Here is a 16976-nt window from a genome sequence, read left to right as displayed (position 1 = left end):
ACAAGTGATTTGTTTTACGGTGGCGTAATTTTGCGCTAACAAAAACAATCACTTGTCTGTACTCTGCGCGCTAAAAAGCGTATGCTGTGCGCCCTTTATCAATAACTGATTTTATGGCCGGAAAACTTTTTATCAGAACCTTTGGCTGCCAGATGAACGAGTATGACTCGAACAAGATGGCCGAGGTGCTTGCTGCGTCGCATCAACTGGAAACAACCGATATCGCTGAAGAAGCGGATGTGTTGTTGCTCAATACCTGTTCGATCCGTGAAAAAGCCCAGGAAAAAGTCTTTCATCAATTAGGCCGCTGGAAACGCTGGAAAGATAAAAAACCACATCTGGTTATTGGCGTGGGCGGCTGTGTAGCCAGTCAGGAAGGTGAAGCAATCCGTAAACGCGCACCGTATGTCGATCTGATTTTTGGACCACAAACTCTGCATCGTCTGCCCACCATGCTGGACGACGTCAGAAAAAATAATAAACCGGAAATTGATATCTCATTCCCGGAAATCGAAAAGTTCGACAATCTGCCTGCACCGAAAGCCGATGGCCCAACAGCGTTTGTTTCTATCATGGAAGGTTGCAGCAAATACTGCACATTCTGCGTTGTACCTTATACCCGCGGTGAAGAAGTCAGTCGCCCGGTTGGTGCTGTGTTACGTGAGATTCGACAGCTGGCCGCTCAGGGCGTACGTGAAGTAAATCTGTTAGGACAAAACGTTAATTCGTATCGCGGCATTATTGAAGATGATGAAACCGCCGATCTGGCGTTATTGATTCATTATGTTGCAGCGATTGATGGCATTGAGCGTATTCGCTTTACTACCTCACATCCGGTGGAGTTTTCTGATTCGCTAATCGAAGCGTTTGCCGAAATTCCTGAATTAGTTAACCATCTGCATTTGCCGGTACAGTCGGGTTCAGATCGCATCCTGGCGATGATGAAACGTGGTCATACCGTCGCGCAATATATTGAGAAAATTGAACGGGTGAAAAAAATCCGCCCAAATCTCAGTCTGTCGAGTGATTTTATTGTCGGTTTTCCCAATGAAACCGAAGATGACTTCAATGCAACCATGGCGTTGATTAATCAGATCGGTTTTGATCATTCATTCAGCTTTATTTATAGCGCGCGTCCGGGCACACCGGCAGCGATGTTTAATGATTCAGTGTCTGATGAAGAGAAAAAACAGCGGCTGCAGATCATGCAGGATCGTCTTCGTGAACAGGAAGATGCGGTCAGTGACTCAATGCTCAATACCGTGCAGCGTGTATTGGTAGAGCGGGCTGCACATCGTGATGCAGATGAAATTGCCGGCAGAACGGAAAATAATCGGGTGGTCAATTTCCCCGGTGATATGGCGCTGGTGGGCAAGTTTGTCGATGTGCGAATTACTGAAGCACACACCAATTCCTTGCGAGGAGAACTTCTTGCTGATAGCGTTATCCTCTAACTCCTTTTTGGAATCAAATTTGTGGTCACTCCAACTGTAACAGTTGACACGATAAGCTTTGAATTAAGTCCTTCGGACAACCCCCGTTTAGCCAATCTTTGCGGTCACCTGGATGAACATATCCGAATGATGGAGCGCGGATTTGGTGTTGAAATCAATAACCGTGGCGGCAAATTCCAGATCATTGGCAAACCGGATATTCTCAGTGAAGTTCAGGATGTGATTCATGCCCTGTATGCCGATACAGCCCAATCGATTTTAGAACCTGAACAGGTGCACTTGGCGATTCGTGAATCAGGTGGTACTGATATCACTGGATTTGAAGAAGAAAAAGAAGTCACCATCAAAACCAAGCGAGGCCTAATCAAAGCGCGTGGTGAAAATCAACAAGCCTATTTGCGTCGGGTGATGACCCATGACATCAACTTTGGCGTGGGTCCTGCCGGTACCGGTAAAACCTATCTGGCGGTTGCCTGTGCGGTAGAAGCGTTGGAACGTGATTTTGCCAGACGTATCGTGTTAGTCAGACCTGCAGTTGAAGCCGGTGAGCGACTTGGTTTTCTGCCGGGGGACTTGGCTCAAAAAGTTGATCCGTATTTACGACCATTGTTTGATGCACTCTATGAAATGCTTGGTTTTGAAAAAGTGGCCAAGTTGATTGAACGAAATGTCATTGAGATTGCACCACTGGCGTATATGCGTGGCCGTACTTTAAATGAATCATTTATCATTCTTGATGAAGCGCAGAACACGACTGTTGAGCAGATGAAAATGTTTCTGACCCGTCTTGGTTATAACTCCACTGCTGTAATTACCGGTGATATTACTCAGGTAGATTTACCGGGCTCAGTACGTTCTGGTTTACGTCATGCAATCGAAGTATTAAAAGATGTTGAAGGGATTGGGTTTACCTTCTTCCAAGCCAAAGACGTGGTGCGTCATTCTTTGGTACAAAAAGTTATCCTGGCTTATGAAAAGGCTGAAACAAAGTCGTGAACGTCATTATTGATTTGCAGCAGGCAACTGATGCAGATGTACCGTCTGAACAACAATTTCAACTCTGGGCCAGTGCTGCACTGGCCGAAGTCAACGAAGACTGTGAATTAAGTATTCGCTTGGTGGATGAGACCGAAAGTGCCGAATTGAATAACGATTATCGTGGCAAAAACTCTCCTACCAATGTTTTATCTTTTCCCTTTGAGTCACCTGTGCCGTTAGAACCTATGTTATTAGGTGACTTGGTGTTGTGTGTGCCGGTGGTGGAACGAGAAGCTAACGAACAAAATAAAGCCATTGATGATCATTGGGCACATTTGATTGTGCATGGTTGTTTACATTTACTCGGCTATGACCACATTGAAGACGATGAAGCCGAATTGATGGAATCATTGGAAATCAGTATTTTACAAAAACTTGCTATCAACAATCCTTATATAGAGCAGAGGGTTACATCATGAGTGAGGGACGACCGAGTCGCTCAGACAGTCCAGTTTCCTGGGTGCGAAAATTAAGTAATTTGTTCCTGGAGCCAAAAGATCAGGAACAACTGATTGAATTATTACGCAATGCGTCAGAACGGCATATTCTGGATGCCGAAGCCCTGTCGATTGTTGAAGGCGCTTTGAGCGTCTCACAAATGCAAGCCCGCGATATTATGATTCCGCGGTCTCAAGTGGTTATGGTTTCCAGAGATGCTCCGGCAGAAGAAACCCTCAAACTGGTTACCGAAACAGCCCATTCACGTTTTCCGGTAATCGATGATGATCGTGACGATGTGATCGGCATCTTACTGGCCAAAGATTTGTTGTCAGCTGTTGTCAGTTCCGGTGAATTTAATTTTGATTTGCGTGAGTTATTACGTCCTGCCGTTTTTATTCCTGAAAGTAAGCGATTAAACGTGTTACTCCGCGAATTTCGCGCCCGTCGTAATCATATGGCAATCGTTGTCGACGAGTATGGTGGTGTGGCGGGCATGATCACTATCGAAAACGTATTAGAACAAATCGTTGGTGAAATTGAAGACGAGCACGATGTGGACGATGATGCGCCGATTCTGCAACGTGATGAAAACACTTTCACCATTAAAGCATTGACTCCCGTCGAAGACTTTAACGAGTATTTTGAAACAGAGTGGAGTGACGATGATTTTGATACCGTCGGTGGACATGTAGTGAATCAATTCGGTCATTTGCCCGGCCGGGGAGAGCAGGTCACCATTGGTCAGTTTGAGTTTACGGTGTTACGAGCAGATAAACGCCGCGTACATTTATTACGTATGGTGATATTACCCGAAGCAACTGATAGCGAAAGCGAAACAGAATAATGACAATCCCCGGGCATAAAGCTTGGCAAGGTGCGTTTGGTAGTTGGGCAGCATTAGTTGCTGGTGCCATTCTGCCGTTAAGCCTGTCACCTTTTCATTTTTATCCGCTAGCCATAATCAGCCTGCTGATCTTGTTTATGAGTTGGCAGCATGTCACACCAAGACAAGCATTTTGGCGTGGCAGTTTGTTTGGCGCCGGTATGTTCGGCGTTGGCGTTTCCTGGGTCTATGTAGCCATCCATGTGTTTGGCCAGGCGAGTGTTTTTCTCGCCGGGTTACTGACAGCCTTATTTGTGGTTGCCTTGGGTTTAATGATTGGCGGGTTGGGCTGGCTACTCAAACGTCTGACTGGACCAATCTTATCCAGCAAAGATTTTCTGATTTTACTGCCTATTGGCTGGCTATTATTTGAGTGGTTTAAGGCCTGGTTTTTAACCGGTTTTCCATGGTTGGAAGTGGGCACAGGACAAATTGAAGGTCCGCTTGCCGGTTTTATTCCATTAATTGGTGTACATGGCGCATCCTGGTTAGTCGCTCTGACCGCAGGGTGTTTGGCTATCGTTATCAGCCAGCGTAAATGGCCACTGATATTGTTGCCCGTAGTCATTTGGGGCAGTGCTTATACTTTGCAATCTGTTGACTGGACACAACCTACTGGTGAGCCGCTCAAAGCAGCATTGATACAAGGCAATGTGCCGCAGGAAATTAAATGGGATCCGCAACAATTGCGTAATACCTTGCAGCTTTATGCTGATTTGAGTCGTCAGAACTGGGATGCTGACATTATTGTCTGGCCGGAAAATGCGGCAACAGCGTTTTACCATCAAATAGATGAAGGCTATCTTGCTCCCTTGGGGCGCGAAGCTCGTGGGCAAAATACTGATATTATTCTTGGCCTGCCGGTGCTGGATGAAAATGGTGACGATTATTACAACAGCATGGTCAGTCTGACCGAAACACCGGTGTTCTATCACAAACGTCATTTGGTTCCATTTGGTGATTACGTTCCTTTTGAAACGCTGCGTGGATTAATCAAGTTTTTTGATTTACCGATGTCAGCCTTTGTCCCAGGTTCTGTAAATCAACCGCAGATGACGCTTGCCGGACAGCCTGTTGGAATCTCAATTTGTTATGAAGATGCGTTTTCCTCAGAGGTCCTCGATACCGTGCCGGCTGCAACGATGCTGATCAATGCTACCAATAATGCATGGTATGGCGATTCGTTTGCCCCGCACCAGCATTTACAAATCTCGCGTAGTCGAGGACTGGAAACCGGCAGACCGATTTTACGGGTCACTACCAATGGTATTTCAGCGTTTATTGACTACAAGGGTAAAATCCAGAATCAAAGTCCTCAATTCGAACAAGCTGTGCTGACTGGGGAAATTCAACCACGAGATGGCAGCACTCCGTATGTTCGTTGGGGACAATGGCCATTGTTGATTAGTACTTTGTTGTTACTGGCCCTATGGGCGTATTATCGTCAACTTCACCGCCGTTTAGACCAATAATCTACTATGCAATTAATGACCATCCAGCGCATTCTGGGCATCTTGCTGAGTTTATTCAGTATTACCATGCTGCCACCTGTGCTGGTTTCCTGGTGGTTTGATGATGGTGCTGCAACAGCGTTTCTGACAGCGTTTGTCATCCTGGTTAGCACTGGTTTGTTGTTATGGCTTCCTGCCAGAAAACATCGGAAAGAATTGAAGATCCGTGATGGTTTTATCGTCGTGGTGATGTTCTGGATTGCTTTGGGTTTTTCCGGGGCTTTGCCGTTTTATCTGACTGAATCACCACAGATGAGCATTACCGATGCAGTATTTGAGTCGATGTCGGGTTTAACCACGACCGGTGCCACGGTATTAGTCGGTTTGGATACGCTGCCGCAGGCTGTATTATTTTATCGACAGTTTCTGCAATGGTTAGGTGGTATGGGGATCGTGGTTTTAGCCGTGGCCATTCTGCCTTTATTAGGTGTTGGTGGTATGCAGCTGTATCGGGCGGAAACCCCTGGACCGATGAAGGATGCCAAATTAACCCCACGGATTACCGAAACCGCTAAAGCACTCTGGTATATCTATTTAAGCTTAACCGTTGCTTGTGCCATTGCTTATCGCTGGGCAGGAATGACCTGGTTCGATGCTATCGGACATAGTTTCTCTACTGTTGCTATCGGTGGTTTTTCAACACACGATGCCAGCATGGGATTCTTTAACAGCGCGACCATTGAAATGATTGCGGTGGCATTTATGCTGATTTCGGCGATGAACTTTTCGCTGCATTTTCTGGCCTGGCGGCATCGCAGTTTGATGCATTATTTACGTGATTCCGAGTTGAAAGTGTTTCTAAGCATTATGTTTATCATCTCGCTGATCACAAGCGTTTATCTATATTTTACCGGCACTTTTGATGATGGTTGGACCTCAGCTCATCACGGTATTTTTCAGGCTGTTTCAATCGGAACAACAGCCGGTTTTACCACGACAGACTATTATTTATGGCCGGGTTTTCTGCCAATATTATTGTTAATGACCAGCTATATCGGCGGCTGTGCTTTCTCGACCGGTGGTGGTATCAAGGTTATTCGAGCCATGTTGTTGTTCAAACAAGGCTATCGTGAAGTTTTACGTTTGATTCATCCCAATGCGGTATTTGCCATTAAGGTCAATGGTAAAGCGCTACCATCAAAAGTGGTTGGTGCCGTATGGGGTTTCTTTGCCTTATACGTGTTCTGTTTCAGCATCATGCATTTAATGCTGATGGCGACAGGTCTTGACGTGGTAACTTCTTTTTCTGCTGTTACGGCCTGCTTGAATAATCTGGGGCCAGGCCTTGGGGATGTTGGAGCGAATTTTGGGCAGATCAATGACACGTCAAAATGGATATTATGTGTTGCCATGTTGTTAGGCCGTCTGGAAATCTTCACCTTGTTAGTGGTGCTGACACCAGCATTCTGGCGTCGCTAAATGAGCGATATTCAAAATAAATGGGATGAACGCTATCGAGAAGCGGTAGGTAATTATCCGGAACCTGCATTAGTCTTAGAGCAAAATCAGCATTTATTACCCAAACATGGTCATGCTCTGGATTTCGCCTGTGGTCTGGGGGCAAATGCGCTATTGTTGGCCAAACTTGGTTTACAAACACAAGCTTGGGATATCAGCGGTGAGGCACTAACAAAAGTAGCAGTCGAAGCAAAACGGCGTCAGCTGGATGTGCTGACCGAACAGCGAGATGTGTCTGCTGCACCACCGGCAAAAAACAGTTTTGATGTAATTGTAGTCAGTCATTTTCTGGATCGTGCTTTGTGTGCACAACTTGTTGACGCATTAAAACCTAACGGTTTGGTGTTTTATCAGACCTTTTGTCGCGACAAAGTGGAAAACAAAGGCCCGCAAAATCCTGAATTTTTACTGGCTGATAATGAACTGTTGCGTTTATTTGCTGGTCTCAAAATCAGAGCGTATCGTGAAGAGAATTTGCTGGGAGACATTACCCAAGGCTGGCGTAATCAGGCCATGTTAGTGGCTCAAAAGTCTTAATAAAAATAAATACTTATTTAAGGCTTGCTGAAACGATGGCTGATCAGTAGAATTACGCGGTTCAGAAAGGGCAAACGTATTTTGTATGTTTGTCAGGCAAACATTATTATTGGCGAGAACAGATATGAAAGCGGATATCCATCCAGATTATAGCGAAATCAATGTTACCTGCAGCTGCGGTAACAGCTTCAAAACCCGTTCAACACGCGGCAATGACCTGACGCTGGATGTATGCTCAGAATGTCACCCGTTCTACACCGGCAAACAAAAAATGCTTGATAGCGCCGGTCGTGTTGATAAATTCCGTCAAAAATACGGAAAGTAAACTTCCGGGCAATAAGCCGAAGTTACTAATGAACATCATTAAAGCTACATACCAAAGCCTCTGTCGATTGACAGGGGCTTTGTTGTTTTTGGGATTTGTTACGGGTTGTGCGCAAAATCCAGTAACTGGCGGGCAAGACTTTGTGATGTTCAGTGAAAGCAAAGAGCTGGAGATGGGCCGTACTTATCATCCGCAGATCGTCAAAGAATACGGTCTGTATGAAGATGAAGCACTGCAAAGATATGTGCAGGAAGTAGGGCAAAGACTTGCTGTAGTCAGCCATCGTGATGATCTGGTTTATCGATTCACCGTGCTGGATTCGCCGGTTATCAATGCTTTTGCCTTACCTGGCGGCTATATCTATATCACCCGCGGCTTAATGTCTTATCTTAATTCCGAGGCTGAACTGGCCGCCGTTCTGGGGCATGAGATTGGCCATGTTACTGCAAGACACGGCGTCCGTCAGCAAAGTGCTGCTCAAGCGGCTAATCTAGGTTACACACTTGGTGCAATCCTGGTGCCGGGAATGCGTACTGCTGGCGCGCAGGACTTATTTAATATGTTCGGTGGCGCTTTGCTTAGTGGTTATGGTCGAGAACACGAATTAGAGTCGGATCGACTTGGTGCAGAATATCTGGCCCGTTCGGGCTATAACCCTCAGGCTATGATTAATGTGATCGGGGTGTTAAAAGATCAGGCTACCTTTGCTGAAGCAGAAGCTAAAAAGCAAGGACAGGACTACCAGGGTTATCACGGCCTGTTTGCCTCTCACCCGGACAACGATACGCGTTTGCAGGAAGTAGTTAAGGCGGCAGATCGTTATAAAACTTCTGCTCAGGGTGAAGAAGGTGTTGAGCGTTACCTGCAGCGGATTGACGGCATGGTGTTTGGCGATAGCGAGTCCCAGGGAATTCGGTCAGGCAGAAACTTTTATCATGGTGATATGCAGTTTGCTTTGAGCTTTCCAGTTAATTGGCATATCCAAAATAATCCAACCAGTTTGCGTGCGGTGGCTCCACAAGGTTTAGCGATTATTGAGATGGGTGTTTCCGATCTTAATCGTAAACAGACACCGGCGGAATTCATCCGTGACCGACTGAATATTAAAGATCTGAAGAGTGGTGAAGCGATTACCAGTCATGGCCTGCAGGGTTATACCGGTATTGCAGTGGCAGAAGGCAAAAATGTTCGTGTTGCGGTTTTATATCTGCGTGAGCAAGCCTTTATTTTCATCGCCACCACCAAAGCGGCTGGAGATTTTAGTAAGTTTGATGCCAGTTTTCGTGAAACAGTGATGAGCTTTCATGCCTTGCGAGATGACGAAAAACACTTAGCCAAAGCACAGCGTATAGAAGTCGTTAAGGTGGGAAATAATGATAGCTATGCAAACTGGGCGGCCACTACCCGGATCAGTAATAGTCCAATCCAACAATTGCGATTATTAAATGGTCATTATCCAAATGGTGAATTGAAGCCCGGACAAATGGCTAAACGTATTCGCTAGTTCAACATTGGTTGCTTTTAAGCTCCCAGAATGCATACAGTTATAGCTTGAGATTTTCCTCAAGCAGATACATTGCGAACACTTAGACAACTGTCCCCCCATTGCTAAGCTGAAATCTGAACGATTGGCAGAATGTAATCAATTAGTTGTTATCGTTCAGTTTTCCCAATTCACCGCATATGCAGACGAAATCTCAGGCTATTTTGTTCAAGCAGCTAGACTCAGATTACGAGCTCTGTATTGGTGAATCGTGATTGTATCTCCCGGCAGTTTTCCTGCCAGGAGAAGATATGTTTGTCAGAACAAATCAATAAGTGAATCATCCTGGTCAGGTGTGGAACTGCTTCCACCGCGCATCGCAGGCACATTGTCCTTGTGAAAGGTTTCGTAGATGGCATCCGAATCCCCTGGACGAGCCAGTAATCCTGTTTGTGGATCAATCCGAACGGTCACCATATCTACGGGTTGCTCGAAAGCGTGTTGAGGTATATCAGCAAGAGCCACTCGCATAAAATCAATCCACATTGGTAATGCAGCGCGGCCACCAGTTTCGTATCGTCCTAATGTGCGAGGGTTGTCAAAACCCACCCAGCCGATAGCGACTAAATCCGGGGTATAACCATTAAACCAAGCATCAAGTTGATCATTGGTCGTACCGGTTTTACCTGCCAAATCGTTTCGATTCAGGCTAAGTGCCTGCCTGCCGGTGCCGAATTTCACCACATCTCGCAACATGCTGTTAACAATGAATGCATTTTGCGGTGTGATGACTTGTTTGGCAGGATAGAAACCTAACAGTTCAGCCTGCATTAAAGCTTCTTCTTCGGATATTGCTTCAGTTGGAACAGCGCAGTTGTCACACACTTTGTGTGGTTTGGTCTGCATTATTACCTCACCCGCGGAGTTTTCTATACGGGAGATAATATAAGGATTCACCAAATGACCGCCATTTGCCAAAGTCGCATATGCACGAGCCATGTCTAACGGTGCAGCATTACCACTACCTAAGGCAACCGAAAGATTGGCCGGAACCTGCTCTGGTGTAAAACCAAAACGTTGCACGTAATCTACGGTGTAGGCAATGCCGATATCTCTAAGCAGACGAATTGAAACTAAGTTTCGCGAGTGAGTGAGTGCTTCCCTCAAGCGGGTTGGCCGAAAAAACGACCACTATAATTTTCTGGGCGCCAGACATTTTCAAGCCCAGGATCATCAAATACCACTGGCGCATCGTTTACAACCGTTGCCGCGGTGTAGCCTTTCTCCAATGCAGCCGAATACACAAAGGGTTTAAAGCCGGAACCAGGCTGTCGTTTGGATTGGGTGACCCGATTAAATTTGCTGTGAAAGTAATCAAATCCACCTTGCAGTGAAGTAATGGCCCCATCCTCTGATGCTAGCGATACTAAAGCAGCTTGAGCTTCAGGAATTTGGGCCAATTGCCATGAATCTTCTTCTAAGGCGCGAAGATACACAATATCGCCAACTGCCAATACATCAGAGATAGTCTGCGGTCTTGGGCCCATGCTATTGGCACTCAATTGCGGTTGTGCCCAACTGACGGCTGAAAAAGGTAGTTCAATTTGGCCCAAGCGTTTTACAAAAACCTGTGCAACATTATTTTCGATACTCAGTACTAAGCCGGGGCTGATAGAGCCAATTATTGAATAATCTTTCAGATGAAGTTCCGAGGCTGCTAAATCCGGTAATTCACTAAGATCAACCTTGGCAACGGCGCCTCGGTAGCCATGGCGTTTGTCATAGGCCAGAAGAGCATCCTGCAAAGCTTTTGTTGATGCTTGCTGATGTTTGGCTTTAATAGTTGTAAATACTCGCATGCCGTTTTCATAGGCTAGTTCGCCATATTCATCAACTATATATGTCCGTACCATTTCAGCAACATACGGGGCATAAACTTCAATTTCACGTCCATGATAGCGGGCACTCACTTCTTCTTTAAGTGCTTCCTGATATTCGGCCTGTGTTATATAGCCGACATCCAGCATTCTTCTCAGTACATAATTCCGCCGATTTAATGCTCTTTCAGGAGAGGTGATCGGATTGGTGGTGGAAGGAGCTTTGGGAAGACCGGCGAGCATGGCCATTTGAGCCAGTGTTAAATCTTCAAGTCTTTTGCCGTAATAAACATCGGCAGCTGCGCCAACTCCATATGAGCGGTGACCCAAGAAGATTTTATTAAGGTATAGAGCGAGGATTTCTTCCTTAGATAAAGTGTTTTCTATTTCAAGCGACAAAATAATTTCATTGATTTTGCGCAAATAGGTTTTTTCGTTACTTAAGAAGAAATTACGTGCTACCTGCATGGTGATTGTACTGCCACCTTGCGCTTTTTCACCGGTAAGCGCTAACGAATAAGCGGCTCGGATCAGGCCTTGATAATCCACTCCAGGATGCTGGAAAAAACGATCATCCTCTGCAGCCAGAAAGGCTTCGATAAGTTTGTACGGAATTTCATCGTAAGTGACTGGTATGCGACGTTTTTCGCCGAACTCAGCCATCAACAAGCCTTCCTCACTAAATACACGTAAAGGAATTTGTAATTGCACCGTGCGCAGTGATTCAGCACTAGGGAGTTTAGGTGACAGAAATAGATAGGCTACAGCGATAAACAGCAGACCAGCTATCAGAAGGGTAAAGCCCCATATTAAAAGGCGTGACACAAGTCGCGACATTGGATTATTTCGTTCGCAAAAAATAAAACCGTAGAGTATATATAAACGTCGTAATAATGCCAGTTAATGACTTTTCGGGAAAATGTCACACTTTTAGTTGTTGACATCCTAGTAATAGTTAATAAACTACTTTAACTTACAAAGGTAAGTGTACTTCACACATCATTTCGATGGAATTGGGGCGATGCATGTTTGGACCTAAAAAATCCCCGTTATTAGGGATAGATATCAGCTCTTCGGTGGTGAAGCTGTTGGAGCTAAATAAACGCGGGGATCGTTACACCGTAGAATCCTATGCCGTCGAACCATTACCTGTAAATGCTGTGGTGGAAGGCCGTATTGAGAATAGTGATGAAGTCGCCGGTGCCATAAAGCGAGCAGTTAAACGCTCGGGTACCAAATCCAAAGATGCGGCTGTTGCCGTCTCAGCCAACTCAGCAATCACCAAAGTGGTTTCCTTTCCTGCATCCATTTCAGAACGCGATATGGAAGAAAATGTGATGTTGGAAGCAGAAAATTATATTCCTTATCCGCTTGATGAAGTACGCCTTGATTTTGAGGTTTTGGGTCCTTCTGCCGCTGATGCTGATGCGGTTGATGTCTTACTGGCAGCCTCACGCCGTGAAAATGTTGATGCCCGAACCACAGTGCTGGAAAAAGCCGGGTTGAAGCCACGCCTGGTCGATGTTGAGGCTTATACAGTCGAAAATGCTTTTTCATTGATTGCCAGACAATTGCCCAATCAAGGAAATGGCTTAACGGTTGCTGTTGCAGATGTGGGTGCGAATGTCACCACCTTACACGTACTGGTTAATGGCAAAATTGTATTTACCCGTGAACAAACATTTGGCGGCAGAATGCTTACGGAAGATATCGAGCGTTATTACGGGATGTCTTATCAAGAAGCCGGTCGTGCCAAAAAAGATGGCAGTTTGCCTGATGATTATCTCCCCAAAGTGCTTGAGCCATTTAAACGATCGATGGCGGTTACCATCACTCGAGCACTGCAATTTTTCTTTTCCGCTTCAAGTCAATATCAGTCAATCGACCACATCATAATTGCTGGTGGTTGTGCATCAATAGATGGTGTTGATCAGATTGTCGAGGCTGAAACTGGCACATCTACATCTGTAGCGAACCCTTTTACCGATATGGCTTTAGGCTCCAGAGTTAAAGTCCAGGCTTTAAGTAATGATGCCCCGTCAATGATGATTGCTTGTGGGTTGGCCATGAGGAGCTTTGACTAATGGCACATATTAATCTTCTGCCATGGCGTGAAGAAAAGCGCCAGGAACGGCAAAAACAATTTTATATCGCAATGGGACTAACCCTAGGGTTTGCCATATTGGTTTTTTACTTTTTTACCAGCTATATGAACGGGCTCCTGAATGAGCAAACGCAACGTAATAGCTTCCTGCAACAAGAAATTACCAAATTAGATATTCAAATCAGAGAAATTCAAGAACTGGAGAAACAACGCGATCAGCTGCTTGCTAGGATGCAAGTCATTCAAGATTTGCAGCAGAGTCGTCCGAAAGTCGTAAAAGTGTTTGATTCCCTAGTTAAAACGGTTCCTGAAGGAATTCATCTTCAAGTTTTAACCCGAGAGGGCGATAAGTTAATTGTGCAAGGTGTGGCGCAAACTAACGCCAGGGTATCGGTATTGATGAATCAACTTGATAAAGATCCGGAATTCACAGAGTCAAAACTCCGTATTGTGCAACGGACATCGTCTCGTGATGATGCCATCCGCCAATTCACCGTAGAAGTGAATGAATCCAAAGCCAGCACGGATGAGGAGCAATAGTCATGGATATACCTTCAATCAATGATATTGACTTCAATGAAAGCGGTGAATGGCCGCTGATAGGCAAAATTGTTGCAGCGATATTGATTTGTGCAGTGATTTGGGGCGCTGGCTATTATTTTTTAATCAAAGACAAACGTAGTCAACTAGCGCGGCTGGAACAAACCGAAACTGAATTACGCATGAGCTTTGAAGTAAAACAGAGCAAAGCTGTCAATCTGGAAGCTTACAAAGAGCAAATGAAAGAAATGGAAGTATCGTTCGCTTCCATGTTGCAACAATTACCGAGAAAAAGTGAAGTGGCCGATTTACTGGTCGATATTTCACGCACTGGATTAGTTAACGGTTTGGAATTTGAATTATTTAAACCGGAAGAAGAGCGACCAATAGATTTCTATATTGAATTGCCAATTACCATGCGCGTGACTGGCTCGTATCATCAATTTGCCGAGTTTGTCAGCGGGATTGCTGCCTTACCACGAATTGTGACCTTACATAATTTCAAAATGGGGCCTTTGACGACCAGTGGCAATATGACGATGGATGTTACCGCCAAGACATATCGTTACTTTGATGAGCAAGGGAAATGATGCTGGTGATGAACTCTAACTCAACAATACAATCATTAATTTGCAGGCTGTTACTGCTTTCACTGGCGTTAGTACTGACGGCCTGTGATTCAAAAAAAGATAACCTGCAAAATTATGTCGAAGAAGTTAAAGCACGCCAACAAGTAGATATTCCACCGATCCCGGTAATGAAACCATATGAGAAGTTCAGCTACTCGGCAGCTGGCTTACGTGATCCTTTTGTTCCAACCGTGATTGATGTTCCAGAACCTGAGCCTGAACAAGAAGTCCAGGGCGGTGGTGTTCAACCGAACGAAAATCGGATGAAAGAATTATTGGAAAGTTATTCGCTGTCTGATTTGCAATATGTCGGTACGCTGGAGCAGGAAAGTATTTGGGCACTGATTCGGGCACCCGATAGCACGATACATCGAGTTCAAATTGGCAATTACATGGGCATGAACCATGGTCAGATTGTCGAAATCAGTGAAACCTACATGACACTAAAAGAAATCGTAGCTGAAGGGAATGGCTATAACGAACGTGAAACGACAGTACCCGTCGTTGAGATAAATTAAAGGCCAGGATAATGATGAGTAAATACGCAATAAAATTCACACGGCGGCAAGTCATGGCACCCACAGACAAAACAATATTTGAACGGTGGCGGTCGAGCTTGGGTATGTTCTCATTATTGATAGTCAGTGGGTTTGCCTCAGCAAATGAATTACAGTCCCTAGATTATTCAACCCTCTCCGGTAATAAAGGACTCATCACCCTGACGTTTTCTGAAGCTGTCGAGACTCCTGAGAGTTTTGCTACTGATGAGCCGGCTCGAATTGTGCTCGACTTTCGAGGTGTCAGTAATAAATTAAGCGAAACGACGAAACAAATTAACAGCGGACAGACTCGTAGCATTGCTACAGTTGAAGCTGGTGAACGTACTCGCATGGTGATTAACCTGTTACGCAAACTGCCTTATCAAGTCGAGGTGGAAGGTAATGTGGTCAAAGTCATGTTGAATGACAATACTTCTGTTGCAAGTGCCCGCACTGGTTCAGCAGCTTCTGCTCCACAAACTGGCAATGCTGTGACGGACATTGATTTTCGACGAGGAGAGCAGGGTGAAGCCAGACTGATGGTTGCTTTGCAAAATGAAAACACCTCATTAGAAGTGCGTCGTGAACGTGGCGATTTAGTGGTCGACTTACCTGGTGTCAATTTGCCTGGCAAGTTGCAGCGTCGTTTGGATGTCATAGATTTTGCAACCCCCGTTCATTTAATTGACAGCATTCAAACCCCGGAAGGTACGCGATTAGTGTTGACCACTACCGGTAAATTCGAACATCTGGCATATCAGTCTGGCGATATGCTGGTGGTTGAAGTAAAACCAGTTGCAGAGCAAAGCTTAGCGGATACTGAGAGCGAGTTTGGTTTTGAAGGTGAAAAGCTCTCGTTAAATTTCCAAAATATTGAGGTTAGAGCGGTATTACAGTTACTGGCTGATTTTAATGGCATGAATCTCGTCACCAGTGACACGGTAACAGGCAATTTAACCTTACGTTTGAAAAATGTGCCTTGGGATCAAGCTCTGGATATCATCCTGAAAACCAAAGGTTTAGGGATGCGTCAGAATGGCAATGTGATGTTAATTGCACCAGCTGCGGAGATTGCAGCTCGTGAAAAACAGGAACTTGAAGCCAGAAAGCAATTAGTCGAACTGGAACCGCTTTATTCAGAAATATTTGAAGTCAACTTTGCTAAAGCCACTGAAATGGCGGCGATTTTAACCACCACTCAGGGACAAACTACTGCAGGTGGCAGTGCCGGTGGTTTCCTGTCGAATCGTGGTAGCGTGGTGGTGGATCAACGGACCAATTCATTATTGCTGCGAGATACTGCAACAAATCTGGCCGACGTGCGTAAATTAATTGAAAAACTCGATATTCCGGTACGTCAGGTGTTAATTGAGTCGCGAATTGTTATTGCGAATAATGATTTTGCCAAAGAGTTGGGTGTGCGTTTTGGGACTTCTGCACGAAGCGGCACTCTGGGTGCAGGTACGTCAGGCTCACTTGAAGGCCTGCAGGTTCCTGCCACCAATAACAACTCAGTAGTGCCAACGAATTCTACTGGTATACGAGGCCAGGATTTGAATGTGAATTTACCAGCCTCCAATCCTGCCGGTACCTTTGCTCTGGCCTTGGCTAAATTGCCTTTAGGTGCTGTATTGGAATTAGAATTGTCCGCGATGCAGGAAGAAGGTAAAGGTGAGATTGTCTCTAGCCCGCGAGTCATTACCTCTAATCAAAAACAGGCGACCATTGAACAAGGTACCGAAATTCCTTATCAAGAAGCTTCATCAAGTGGTGCCACATCGGTTTCATTTAAAGAAGCATTGTTAAAGTTGGATGTAACGCCACAGATAACTCCAGATGATCGCATTGTGATGGATCTGGAAGTTAATAAGGATGAAGTGGGTGCTATTTTCCTTGGGGTCCCGAGTATTGATACTCGAAGTGTTCGTACACAGGTATTGGTGGACAATGGCGAAACGGTCGTACTTGGGGGTATTTATGAACAAACCTCAACTCAATCTTCAACACGTGTCCCATTTTTTGGTGACTTACCGTATGTCGGTTTCTTATTCAAAACGGATTTGAATGAAAATCGTCAACGTGAGTTGCTGGTTTTTGTGACGCCAAAAATTATTAAGGAAGGTATGGATTATTAAATCCAGCTTTTTCAGTTAAGAT

16 protein-coding genes are annotated in these 16976 nt (G+C 45.1%); 14 read left to right on the top strand and 2 right to left on the bottom strand.

From position 1 onward, the window contains the following. Window positions 1-113 precede the first annotated feature (113 nt). From miaB to E8Q33_RS13730, 9 genes are all read left to right on the top strand, one after another. Window positions 114-1454 carry a tRNA (N6-isopentenyl adenosine(37)-C2)-methylthiotransferase MiaB gene (gene miaB / locus E8Q33_RS13770; protein ID WP_136555436.1) on the top strand — a complete coding sequence of 447 codons (1341 nt, stop codon included), beginning with the start codon at window positions 114-116 and terminating at the stop codon, window positions 1452-1454. Between the two features lie 21 nt (window positions 1455-1475). Next, window positions 1476-2450, top strand: coding sequence for a PhoH family protein (locus tag E8Q33_RS13765; protein ID WP_136555434.1), 975 nt, complete (start codon window positions 1476-1478; stop codon window positions 2448-2450). After that, window positions 2447-2911, top strand: coding sequence for an rRNA maturation RNase YbeY (gene ybeY, locus E8Q33_RS13760; protein WP_136555432.1), 465 nt, complete (start codon window positions 2447-2449; stop codon window positions 2909-2911). Before E8Q33_RS13765 ends, ybeY begins: the two co-directional genes overlap by 4 nt. Beyond that, window positions 2908-3777 (top strand): HlyC/CorC family transporter, encoded by an 870-nt coding sequence (locus E8Q33_RS13755; RefSeq protein WP_069294695.1) that lies wholly within the window; start codon window positions 2908-2910, stop codon window positions 3775-3777. Before ybeY ends, E8Q33_RS13755 begins: the two co-directional genes overlap by 4 nt. Then, on the top strand, window positions 3777-5288 hold the full coding sequence (gene lnt, locus E8Q33_RS13750; RefSeq protein WP_136555430.1) for an apolipoprotein N-acyltransferase: 1512 nt from the start codon (window positions 3777-3779) through the stop codon (window positions 5286-5288). Before E8Q33_RS13755 ends, lnt begins: the two co-directional genes overlap by 1 nt. Before the next feature lie 6 nt (window positions 5289-5294). Next, complete coding sequence (locus tag E8Q33_RS13745; RefSeq protein ID WP_136555428.1) at window positions 5295-6746, top strand: TrkH family potassium uptake protein; 1452 nt, start codon at window positions 5295-5297, stop codon at window positions 6744-6746. After that, the gene (locus tag E8Q33_RS13740) at window positions 6747-7322 is read left to right on the top strand and encodes a bifunctional 2-polyprenyl-6-hydroxyphenol methylase/3-demethylubiquinol 3-O-methyltransferase UbiG (RefSeq protein WP_136555426.1); all 576 of its coding nucleotides are present in this window, start codon (window positions 6747-6749) and stop codon (window positions 7320-7322) included. It abuts the gene before it with no gap. A 124-nt stretch (window positions 7323-7446) separates the two neighbouring features. Continuing rightward, window positions 7447-7647 (top strand): 50S ribosomal protein L31, encoded by a 201-nt coding sequence (gene rpmE / locus E8Q33_RS13735; protein ID WP_014705308.1) that lies wholly within the window; start codon window positions 7447-7449, stop codon window positions 7645-7647. A gap of 28 nt (window positions 7648-7675) precedes the next feature. Beyond that, complete coding sequence (locus E8Q33_RS13730; RefSeq protein ID WP_136555424.1) at window positions 7676-9151, top strand: M48 family metalloprotease; 1476 nt, start codon at window positions 7676-7678, stop codon at window positions 9149-9151. 297 nt (window positions 9152-9448) lie between these two features. Here E8Q33_RS13730 and E8Q33_RS16295 read toward each other — a convergent pair whose 3' ends face one another. Then, the gene (locus tag E8Q33_RS16295) at window positions 9449-10297 is read right to left on the bottom strand and encodes a penicillin-binding transpeptidase domain-containing protein (protein WP_247870119.1); all 849 of its coding nucleotides are present in this window, start codon (window positions 10295-10297) and stop codon (window positions 9449-9451) included. After that, entirely contained in the window at window positions 10294-11844 is a 1551-nt protein-coding gene (locus E8Q33_RS16290; protein WP_247870118.1) for a penicillin-binding protein 1A, read from the bottom strand. Before E8Q33_RS16290 ends, E8Q33_RS16295 begins: the two co-directional genes overlap by 4 nt. A gap of 188 nt (window positions 11845-12032) precedes the next feature. Between E8Q33_RS16290 and E8Q33_RS13720 the strand changes: the two genes are divergently transcribed. The 5 genes from E8Q33_RS13720 to pilQ are packed head-to-tail and all read left to right on the top strand — an operon-like array spanning window position 12033 to window position 16954. Further along, entirely contained in the window at window positions 12033-13091 is a 1059-nt protein-coding gene (locus E8Q33_RS13720) for a pilus assembly protein PilM (RefSeq protein ID WP_069294690.1), read from the top strand. Then, entirely contained in the window at window positions 13091-13651 is a 561-nt protein-coding gene (locus E8Q33_RS13715) for a PilN domain-containing protein (RefSeq protein ID WP_136555422.1), read from the top strand. Before E8Q33_RS13720 ends, E8Q33_RS13715 begins: the two co-directional genes overlap by 1 nt. A 2-nt stretch (window positions 13652-13653) precedes the next feature. Further along, window positions 13654-14241, top strand: coding sequence for a type 4a pilus biogenesis protein PilO (locus tag E8Q33_RS13710; protein ID WP_069294688.1), 588 nt, complete (start codon window positions 13654-13656; stop codon window positions 14239-14241). Between the two features lie 8 nt (window positions 14242-14249). Further along, window positions 14250-14798, top strand: coding sequence for a pilus assembly protein PilP (locus tag E8Q33_RS13705; RefSeq protein WP_168800221.1), 549 nt, complete (start codon window positions 14250-14252; stop codon window positions 14796-14798). A gap of 53 nt (window positions 14799-14851) precedes the next feature. Beyond that, window positions 14852-16954 (top strand): type IV pilus secretin PilQ, encoded by a 2103-nt coding sequence (gene pilQ / locus E8Q33_RS13700; RefSeq protein ID WP_136555418.1) that lies wholly within the window; start codon window positions 14852-14854, stop codon window positions 16952-16954. Window positions 16955-16976: the final 22 nt, after the last annotated feature.

This window comes from Methylophaga sp. SB9B (genome assembly GCF_004832235.1).
Taxonomy (GTDB): Bacteria; Pseudomonadota; Gammaproteobacteria; order Nitrosococcales; family Methylophagaceae; genus Methylophaga; species Methylophaga muralis.
The sequence above is the reverse complement of the archived record's forward strand: the minus strand, read 5'-3'. Positions and strand labels throughout refer to the sequence as shown.

What these genes read in the sequence shown, in the direction of transcription:
- E8Q33_RS13740 (WP_136555426.1), top strand. Translation starts at nt 6,747, where the DNA reads ATGAGCGATATTCAAAATAAATGGGATGAACGCTATCGAGAAGCGGTA.
- E8Q33_RS16290 (WP_247870118.1), bottom strand. Translation starts at nt 11,844, where the DNA reads ATGTCGCGACTTGTGTCACGCCTTTTAATATGGGGCTTTACCCTTCTG.
- E8Q33_RS13715 (WP_136555422.1), top strand. Translation starts at nt 13,091, where the DNA reads ATGGCACATATTAATCTTCTGCCATGGCGTGAAGAAAAGCGCCAGGAA.
- miaB (WP_136555436.1), top strand. Translation starts at nt 114, where the DNA reads ATGGCCGGAAAACTTTTTATCAGAACCTTTGGCTGCCAGATGAACGAG.
- E8Q33_RS13755 (WP_069294695.1), top strand. Translation starts at nt 2,908, where the DNA reads ATGAGTGAGGGACGACCGAGTCGCTCAGACAGTCCAGTTTCCTGGGTG.
- E8Q33_RS13745 (WP_136555428.1), top strand. Translation starts at nt 5,295, where the DNA reads ATGCAATTAATGACCATCCAGCGCATTCTGGGCATCTTGCTGAGTTTA.
- E8Q33_RS13705 (WP_168800221.1), top strand. Translation starts at nt 14,250, where the DNA reads ATGAACTCTAACTCAACAATACAATCATTAATTTGCAGGCTGTTACTG.
- E8Q33_RS13730 (WP_136555424.1), top strand. Translation starts at nt 7,676, where the DNA reads ATGAACATCATTAAAGCTACATACCAAAGCCTCTGTCGATTGACAGGG.
- E8Q33_RS13710 (WP_069294688.1), top strand. Translation starts at nt 13,654, where the DNA reads ATGGATATACCTTCAATCAATGATATTGACTTCAATGAAAGCGGTGAA.
- E8Q33_RS13720 (WP_069294690.1), top strand. Translation starts at nt 12,033, where the DNA reads ATGTTTGGACCTAAAAAATCCCCGTTATTAGGGATAGATATCAGCTCT.
- pilQ (WP_136555418.1), top strand. Translation starts at nt 14,852, where the DNA reads ATGGCACCCACAGACAAAACAATATTTGAACGGTGGCGGTCGAGCTTG.
- rpmE (WP_014705308.1), top strand. Translation starts at nt 7,447, where the DNA reads ATGAAAGCGGATATCCATCCAGATTATAGCGAAATCAATGTTACCTGC.
- lnt (WP_136555430.1), top strand. Translation starts at nt 3,777, where the DNA reads ATGACAATCCCCGGGCATAAAGCTTGGCAAGGTGCGTTTGGTAGTTGG.